At 40.7% G+C, this 8,952-nt stretch carries 6 protein-coding genes; all 6 read left to right on the forward strand.

Annotated features, from left to right (window positions below; genetic code table 11):
- Positions 1 to 270: 270 nt before the first annotated feature.
- The 6 genes from tig to ppiD all read left to right on the forward strand — a co-directional run bounded on the left by tig (position 271) and on the right by ppiD (position 8,854).
- Positions 271 to 1,575 carry a trigger factor gene (gene tig / locus H5201_RS21580; protein ID WP_149980757.1) on the forward strand — a complete coding sequence of 435 codons (1,305 nt, stop codon included), beginning with the start codon at positions 271 to 273 and terminating at the stop codon, positions 1,573 to 1,575.
- 165 nt (positions 1,576 to 1,740) lie between these two features.
- Positions 1,741 to 2,358 (forward strand): ATP-dependent Clp endopeptidase proteolytic subunit ClpP, encoded by a 618-nt coding sequence (gene clpP, locus H5201_RS21585; protein WP_145241466.1) that lies wholly within the window; start codon positions 1,741 to 1,743, stop codon positions 2,356 to 2,358.
- Between the two features lie 135 nt (positions 2,359 to 2,493).
- Positions 2,494 to 3,777, forward strand: coding sequence for an ATP-dependent protease ATP-binding subunit ClpX (gene clpX / locus H5201_RS21590; protein WP_145241464.1), 1,284 nt, complete (start codon positions 2,494 to 2,496; stop codon positions 3,775 to 3,777).
- 150 nt (positions 3,778 to 3,927) lie between these two features.
- Positions 3,928 to 6,288 carry an endopeptidase La gene (gene lon, locus H5201_RS21595; protein WP_145241462.1) on the forward strand — a complete coding sequence of 787 codons (2,361 nt, stop codon included), beginning with the start codon at positions 3,928 to 3,930 and terminating at the stop codon, positions 6,286 to 6,288.
- Positions 6,289 to 6,473: 185 nt separating this feature from the next.
- The gene (locus tag H5201_RS21600; RefSeq protein WP_301562686.1) at positions 6,474 to 6,776 is read left to right on the forward strand and encodes an HU family DNA-binding protein; all 303 of its coding nucleotides are present in this window, start codon (positions 6,474 to 6,476) and stop codon (positions 6,774 to 6,776) included.
- 170 nt (positions 6,777 to 6,946) lie between these two features.
- Complete coding sequence (gene ppiD / locus H5201_RS21605) at positions 6,947 to 8,854, forward strand: peptidylprolyl isomerase (RefSeq protein ID WP_182785362.1); 1,908 nt, start codon at positions 6,947 to 6,949, stop codon at positions 8,852 to 8,854.
- Positions 8,855 to 8,952 lie beyond the last annotated feature (98 nt).

Here is an 8,952-nt window from a genome sequence, read left to right on the forward strand (position 1 = left end):
CTTAAACGCCTACTTTTTATCCGCTATGCTTGCTTAATCCGCTATCTGACCAAATAATTGCCCCCTAGACTCGACTATCATAAATATTAGGTTATAATGCCGCGTCTATTGTTTAACATAGTGCCCGAAGGGCAGAGCAGCATTGGTATCTTATAGTGAAGATGGGGTTGATAAGTCGCTTTAATGACTTTAAACGTGCCAAAACGCATAGTGATTACCGTGTTTGTAAGGAAGGCGAACAGTCGCCAAAATTGAAGATTGAGGTATATCATGCAAGTTTCTGTTGAGACGACTCAAGGCCTTGAGCGCCGTCTGACCATCACCGTTCCTGCAGAGAACGTTGAGACCGAAGTAAAAAAACGCTTACAACAACTGTCTAAAACCCAGCGTATTGATGGTTTCCGTCCTGGTAAAGTACCAACGTCTGTAATCAACAAACGTTACGGTGGCGCAGTTCGTCAGGAAGTTGCTGGCGAAGTAATGCAACGTAATTTTTATGAAGCTATCGTAGCTGAAAAAATTAACCCTGCTGGCGCACCAACATTTGCTCCTAAAGCACTTGAAGCAGGTAAAGATTTAGAATTTTCTGCAACATTTGAAGTTTACCCTGAAGTTGAAGTTCAAGGTTTAGATAAAATCACTGTAGAAAAACCAGCTGTAACTGTAACTGACGAAGATTTAGCAAACATGCTAGAAACACTTCGTAAGCAACATGCATCATGGGCTGAAGTTGATGTAGCTGCTGGCGAAAAAGACCGTGTAACGGTTGATTTCGTAGGTACTATCGACGGTGAAGTATTCGAAGGCGGAAAAGCTGAAGACTTCCCATTAGAACTTGGTCAAGGTCGTATGATCCCAGGTTTTGAAGATAACATCGTAGGTAAAAAAGCAGGCGAAGAAGTTGTTTCTGACGTAACTTTCCCTGAAGATTACCATGCTGAAAATCTTAAAGGCAAAGCAGCTCAATTCACTATCACAGTGAAGAAAGTTGAAGCGCAAGAGCTACCTGAACTTAGCGAAGAATTCGCAACTAAGTTTGGTGTAACTGAAGGCGGTGTTGACGCTCTTAAAGAAGAAGTTAAAAAGAACATGACACGTGAACTTGACCAAGCGGTTAAAGCTAACGTGAAAGACCAAGCAATTAAAGGTCTTTTAGCTAACAACGAAATCGACGTGCCTAAAGCGCTAGTAGATCAAGAAATTGATGCACTACGTCAACAAGCTGCACAACGTTTTGGTGGCGACGCTAAAAACATGCCTGAGCTTCCAGCAGAGTTGTTCCATGAACAAGCAGTAACACGCGTTAAGACTGGCCTATTATTAGGTGAAGTAATTAAAGCGAACGAGATCAAAGTTGATGATTCAAAAGTTGAAGCATTAATTGCAACAGTGGCTTCTGCATACGAAGATCCAACTGAAGTTGTAGAATACTACAAAGCAAATGATCAACTTATGCAACAAATGCGTAATGTAGCAATGGAAGAGCAAGCTGTTGAAGCTATTTTAGCTAAAGCAAATGTGACTGACGTTGAAAAAGCATTTGATGACATCATGAATCCACAGCAAGGTGCTTAATAAGTCATTGACTTAAGCCCTCGCTAACGATTAAATGGCTCGTGTTACTCTGTATTATGCAGTGTGCCCGAGCCATTTTAGTTTGTGGCCTTCAATTTCGCCAAAAAATAACTATGCTTTTCTTATAATAAGGATAAGTATAAGCGCATAAGGAATTAGATAAATATGAACACTGGTATTACAGATCCACTCAATGCATTAGTACCTATGGTTGTTGAACAAACAGCGAAAGGCGAGCGCTCGTATGATATTTATTCGAGACTATTAAAAGAGCGAATCATTTTTTTAACAGGTCAAGTTGAAGACAACATGGCTAATCTGATCTTAGCGCAAATGCTATTTTTAGAATCAGAAAACCCAGAAAAAGATATCTTTTTATATATTAATTCGCCAGGCGGTTCAGTGACTGCGGGTATGGCGATTTATGACACTATGAATTTCATTAAACCAGATGTAAGTACTATTTGTGTTGGCCAAGCGGCGAGCATGGGAGCATTTTTATTGACTGCTGGTGCAAAAGGCAAACGTTATTGTTTACCTAATTCACGCGTGATGATCCACCAACCATTAGGCGGTTTCCAAGGTCAAGCATCTGATTTTGAAATACACGCCAAAGAAATTTTGTCTATTAAAGATAAATTAAACCGTTTAATGGCAGAGCATACCGGCCAACCATTAGATGTGATTTCAAAAGATACAGACCGTGATAACTTCATGAGCGCCAGCCAAGCTGTTGATTATGGTTTAGTTGATGCGGTATTTACTAGTCGCGACAGCAAGTAACAAATACAAGCTGGTAACTAACAGTACTAGCTTGAGCTGTTTACACTGTGAAAACCAATATTTTTTGGTATAGTTAAGCGTATTAAAATAGCTGCTAAGTAGTTTGGCAGCCAACGTATAAGATGAGGTAGCTGAATGTCTGACACTCCTACAGACGGCGACAAAAGTAATAAATTGTTATACTGCTCTTTTTGTGGCAAAAGCCAGCATGAAGTTCGTAAGTTAATTGCTGGCCCTTCAGTATACATTTGTGATGAATGTGTTGAGCTATGCAACGACATTATCAGGGAAGAGATCAAAGACATTGCGCCTAAGCACAATACCTCTGATAAACTGCCTGCACCAAAAGAAATTCGTAATCATTTAGATGATTATGTTATTGGTCAAGATCACGCCAAAAAAGTACTGTCAGTAGCGGTTTACAATCACTACAAACGTTTGCGTAATCAAACCGGTAAAACGGATATTGAGTTAGGCAAAAGTAATATCTTGCTTATTGGCCCAACCGGCAGTGGTAAAACATTATTAGCTGAAACGTTAGCGCGTTTATTAGATGTGCCGTTTACAATGGCCGATGCAACCACACTAACTGAAGCTGGTTATGTGGGCGAAGATGTTGAAAACATCATCCAAAAGTTGCTACAAAAATGTGATTACGATGTAGAAAAAGCGCAACGTGGTATTGTTTACATTGATGAGATTGACAAAATTTCACGTAAATCTGATAACCCGTCGATCACTCGTGATGTATCTGGTGAGGGCGTGCAACAAGCACTGCTTAAACTAATTGAAGGTACTGTGGCATCTGTGCCACCACAAGGCGGACGTAAACACCCACAGCAAGAGTTTTTACAGGTAGACACCTCTAAAATCTTATTCATCTGTGGTGGCGCATTCTCTGGTCTTGATAAAGTGATTGAGCAGCGTAGCCATAAAAATACCGGTATCGGTTTTGGGGTTAACGTAAAAGAATCTGCGGCGAGCCGTTCTTTAAGTGAAACATTTAAAGATGTTGAGCCAGAAGATTTAGTGAAATATGGTTTGATCCCAGAATTCATCGGTCGTTTACCTGTTGTGGCAACCTTAACTGAACTCGATGAGTCGGCTTTAGTGCAAATATTAAATGAGCCTAAAAACGCCTTAACGAAACAGTACGGCGCATTATTTGGTATGGAAGACGTTGAACTTGAATTCCGTGATGACGCACTGCGTGCTATCGCTCATAAAGCGATGGAGCGTAAAACAGGTGCCCGTGGTCTTCGTTCAATCGTTGAAGCGGTGTTACTTGATACTATGTACGAACTTCCTTCAATGGAAAACGTCAGCAAAGTAGTGATTGACGAAACCGTGATCAAAGGTGAATCAGATCCTATTTTGATTTATCAAAGCGCTAGCCAAGATAAAGCAGCGTCTGAGTAAAATTTACTCATTTTGATAATAAAAAGGAGCCTAGTGCTCCTTTTTTTATAATTTATTTAATCCAGTTGCGTTAAATTGTTGAACTTTACTTAGGTTATCCCCATATACTTGAGTAATCTTTAAAATTAATGAAGAGCGAAGAGAAAAATAATGACGCTTGAGAGAACAGATCGAGTCGAAATCCCGGTGCTAGCACTGCGCGATGTCGTGGTATATCCGCACATGGTGATCCCGCTTTTTGTAGGCCGTGAAAAATCAATAAAATGCCTTGAAGCGGCAATGGATAAAGACAAACAAATTTTCCTTGTTGCGCAAAAAGACGCGACCGTGGATGAGCCTGAGCAAGATGATATTTACCGTGTTGGTACCATAGCCACGGTATTACAATTGCTTAAACTTCCTGATGGCACAGTCAAAGTACTGGTTGAAGGCACACAGCGAGCAAAACTAGAAAGCTTTATTGATAATGAAGACTTTTTTGTTGCTAATGCGCAGTTTATTGGTTCAGAAGAAATCGATGAGCAAGAGCAAGATGTATTTATTCGCAGTGCCATCAGTCAGTTTGAAGGCTATGTAAAGCTAAATAAAAAAATACCACCAGAGGTGTTAACCTCGGTCAGTGGCATTGATGAAGCGCCGCGCCTTGCCGATACGATGGCAGCGCACATGCCGCTGAAAGTGCCTGAAAAGCAAAAAGTACTCGAAATCACCAATGTTACAGAACGTCTTGAATATTTAATGGCGTTGATGGAAGGTGAAATCGATTTATTGCAAGTTGAGAAAAAAATTCGTACCCGCGTTAAAAAGCAGATGGAAAAGTCGCAACGTGAGTATTATCTCAATGAGCAAATGAAAGCCATTCAAAAAGAATTAGGCGAGCTTGACGACGTACCAGATGAATTCGAAGCACTGAAAAAGCGCATTGAAGAATCAGGTATGAGCAATGATGCGCAAGAAAAAGCGAACTCTGAACTTGCTAAGCTTAAAATGATGTCGCCGATGTCGGCAGAAGCCACGGTTGTGCGTTCATACATAGACACATTAATTAATGTGCCATGGAAAAAACGTTCGAAAGTGAAAAAAGACTTAGCGGGCGCACAAAAGATTTTAGACAGCGACCACCATGGTCTTGATAAAGTCAAAGAACGCATCATTGAATATCTCGCCGTGCAACAGCGTACCAATAAACTAAAAGGGCCAATTTTGTGCCTTGTGGGTCCTCCGGGTGTTGGTAAAACGTCATTAGGTCAATCGATTGCTCGCTCGACAGGGCGTAAGTATATTCGTATGGCACTAGGTGGTGTACGTGATGAAGCAGAAATTCGTGGCCACCGTCGTACTTACATAGGTTCAATGCCAGGTAAGTTGATTCAAAACATGAGTAAAGTGGGCGTTAAAAATCCATTATTCTTGTTAGATGAAATCGATAAAATGTCATCAGATATGCGTGGCGATCCTGCATCGGCACTGCTTGAAGTACTTGATCCTGAGCAAAATAGCCATTTTGCGGATCATTACTTAGAAGTCGATTATGACTTATCTGACGTAATGTTTGTTGCTACATCAAACAGCTTTAACATTCCTGGTCCGTTATTGGATCGGATGGAAGTGATCCGGTTATCGGGTTATACCGAAGATGAAAAGCTGAATATTGCCAAAGAGCATTTAATTGTTAAACAAGTTAAACGCAATGGCTTAAAAGATGGTGAATTAATCATCGAAGACAGTGCAATCATCGGCATTATTCGTTATTACACCCGTGAAGCGGGCGTACGTAACTTAGAACGCGAAATATCTAAGTTATGCCGTAAAGCGGTGAAGAATATCTTGCTTGAAAAAGGCACTAAAACAGTCACTATTAATGCTGACAACCTTGAAGATTTCTTAGGTGTGCAGCGCTATGATTATGGTAAAGCTGAAGACGGCGATCGCATTGGCCAAGTTACAGGTTTAGCGTGGACTGAAGTGGGCGGTGATTTGCTGACCATCGAATGTGCCGCAGTACCAGGCAAAGGTAAACTAAGCTACACCGGGTCACTAGGCGATGTAATGCAAGAGTCGATTCAAGCAGCTATGACAGTTGTACGTAATCGCGCTGATGCATTTCGTATCAACAGTGATTTTTACGAAAAACGTGATATTCATGTTCACGTACCTGAGGGGGCAACTCCAAAAGATGGACCAAGTGCTGGCGCCGCGATGGTAACAGGTTTGGTATCAAGTCTTACAGGTAACCCGGTACGTGCTGATGTGGCGATGACGGGTGAAATCACCTTACGTGGTGAAGTATTACCAATTGGTGGCTTAAAAGAGAAACTATTAGCCGCTCATCGTGGTGGAATTAAAACGGTCATTATTCCAAAAATTAACGAACGTGACTTAAAAGAGATCCCTGACAATGTATTGGCAGGACTTGATATTCACCCAGTTACGTGGATTGATGAGGTTTTAAAACTGGCTTTAGTACACCCAGTTGAGAGTTTTTCAGTCGAAACATCAAAAAACCAGTAAAAAAGCGAAAAAAAGTGCTTTAAAGGGCTTTTCAAATCTAGATGGTATGATAAGTTAAGCACTGGTTTTCAAGCCGAGGCCTTATGTGGCCTAGGCTGAAGAAAAATTACAATCGTATGAGCATGAAAAAGTTTGCTCTAAAATTTTCAAAATAGTGATGTTAGTTTAAAAAACAATCGCTCTTGATAATAACAATGAAAGAGGATGATATTGTGAATAAATCTCAATTAATCGATCAAATCGCAGCTGATGCTGACATTTCTAAAGCGGCTGCGGGTCGTGCACTTGATTCATTCATCGAGGCTGTTTCTGGCGCTCTTAAAGATGGCGACTCAGTAGCATTAGTTGGTTTCGGTACTTTCTCAGTACGTGAACGTGCTGCACGTTCAGGCCGTAACCCACAAACTGGCGAAACAATTCAAATCGCTGCAGCGACTATCCCAGCTTTTAAAGCAGGTAAAGCGCTTAAAGATGCATGTAACAGCTAATCACTGCTCTTTAGTGAGTTAGTTTGGTAGTGTAAGAAGTTAATCGCTTTTACAGCTTAATTAACGTTCTTTCTCGCCAACTGCTTCAAGTAAAAAAGCGTATCTGGTAAGATACGCTTTTTTTACATAAGCAAGGCGATTTCTGCCTCGAATAGAATAGAGATAAATAAATGCTTGAGAAAATCAGAGAAGGTTCACAAGGACCGGTAGCTAAAATTATTTTAGGCGCGGTGATTTTATCTTTTGCCTTAGCAGGGATCGGTGGTTACTTAGGTCAAACCACAGAGCAGCCCGTAGCTGAAGTAAATGGAGTTAAAATTAGCCAAACCGAGTTTAGCCGTGCGTTCCAAAATGAACGTGCACGTTTAGAGCAACAATTTGGCGAATACTTTGCACAAATTGCTGCTGATCCAAATTACATGGCACAAATTCGTCAAGGCGTCGTTGACCGTCTAGTACAACAAGAATTGCAAACTCAACTAGCGGCCGAACTTGGCTTACGTGTTAGTGACGACAGTGTTCGTAAAGCGATTTTAGAATTGCCATACTTCCAAATTGGTGGGCAATTTAACAACGATCGTTACTTACAAGTTATCCGTCAAATGAACTTTCAACCTGACGCATTTCGTGAATATTTACGTGAAGAAATGACTCGTAGCCAGCTAATTTCAGCGGTTGCAGGTACCGATTTTGCTCTAAATAGCGAACTGACTAATGCCGTTGCGCTACAACAGCAAACGCGCAATATTGACTATGTCGTGATCAGCAAAGAGTCTTTACAGCAAAACGTGACAGTAACAGAGCAAGAAATTGCCGATTACTATGATCTAAATATGTCGCAGTTTTTAGCGCCAGAGCAAGTATCAGTAAACTACATTGATTTAAATGCAGCTAACTTAACACTTGAAACTCATGTTAGCGAAGCAGACGTTAAAGCAAATTATGATCAAAACAAAGCACAATACGTCGAACCTGAAAAACGCCGTGTATCGCATATCTTAATTGATAACAGTGAAGATGATGATGCAGCAAAAGCCAAAGCAGAAGACTTGTTAGCACAATTACAACAAGGCGGTGATTTTGCGGCATTAGCAGAATCATCATCTGATGATACCGTTAGTGCTGAAATGGGTGGTGACTTAGATTGGATCGAACGTGACATGATGAATCCTGCTTTTGAAGATGCGGCATTCGCATTAGCAAATAAAGGGGATTTTTCAGACGTTGTACAATCTGAGTTTGGTTACCATATTATTCAGTTAACTGATATTCAGAGCCAACAAGTAAAAGCGTATGACACTGTTAAAGCTGATTTACGTGCTGAGCTTGAGCGTACTGAAAAAGTAAATGCATTCTATGAAAAGCAAACAGAAATGGGCGCTATTGCATTTGAAATTTCAGATACCTTAGTTGATGCTGCAGAAGTTGCCGGTGTTGAAGTACAAACAACAGCATTAGTTGACCGTAATTCTCTACCTGCGCCGCTTAATACACCAGCGGTATTAGCTGCAATCTTCTCACCAGATGTGCTTGAAGATAAAATGAACTCTGAGGTTATCGAAGTGGGCGATGAGCATGTTGTGTTAGTGCGTGTTAAAGAGCATGTACCAGCTGCAACAAAAGCACTTGCTGATGTATCAGAGCAAATTAAAGCACGTTTAGTTAGTGAAAAAGCATCAGAGCTTGCGAAAGAAAAAGCAACAACACTATATGCTGAAATTGAAGCTGGCAAGAGCTTAAATGACCTAGTAACTGAGCAAAGCTTAGAACTTCGTCAAGAAGCGGCACTAACTCGTCAAGCTTACACTGTTTCGCCTGCAATCGTTCAACATGCCTTTAAAATGGCACACCCAACTGGTGACACACCAGTAGTTGAAAAAGTTGAATTAAATAACGGTGATGCCGCAATTGTAGCCTTAAAAGCCGTGACTAACGCCACTGTTGAAGGTGAAATTGAAGCGCAACTTAAGCAAAATATTACTATGACCCAAGTTAACAAAAACTACATGGTATTCATTGAAGCTTTAAAAGCAAATGCAGAATTAAACTTACCTAAAGCGCAAGCCGCCACAGAGTAATAGTTAATTAAGCAAACCTAAAAAAGCGCCTAATGGCGCTTTTTTTGTGGGTAGAATATATAGGTACTAGGTACTAGGTACTAGGTGAAAGGTTAAAG

Source organism: Pseudoalteromonas sp. SG43-6, from assembly GCF_014164365.1.
Taxonomy (GTDB): domain Bacteria; phylum Pseudomonadota; class Gammaproteobacteria; order Enterobacterales; family Alteromonadaceae; genus Pseudoalteromonas; species Pseudoalteromonas rhizosphaerae.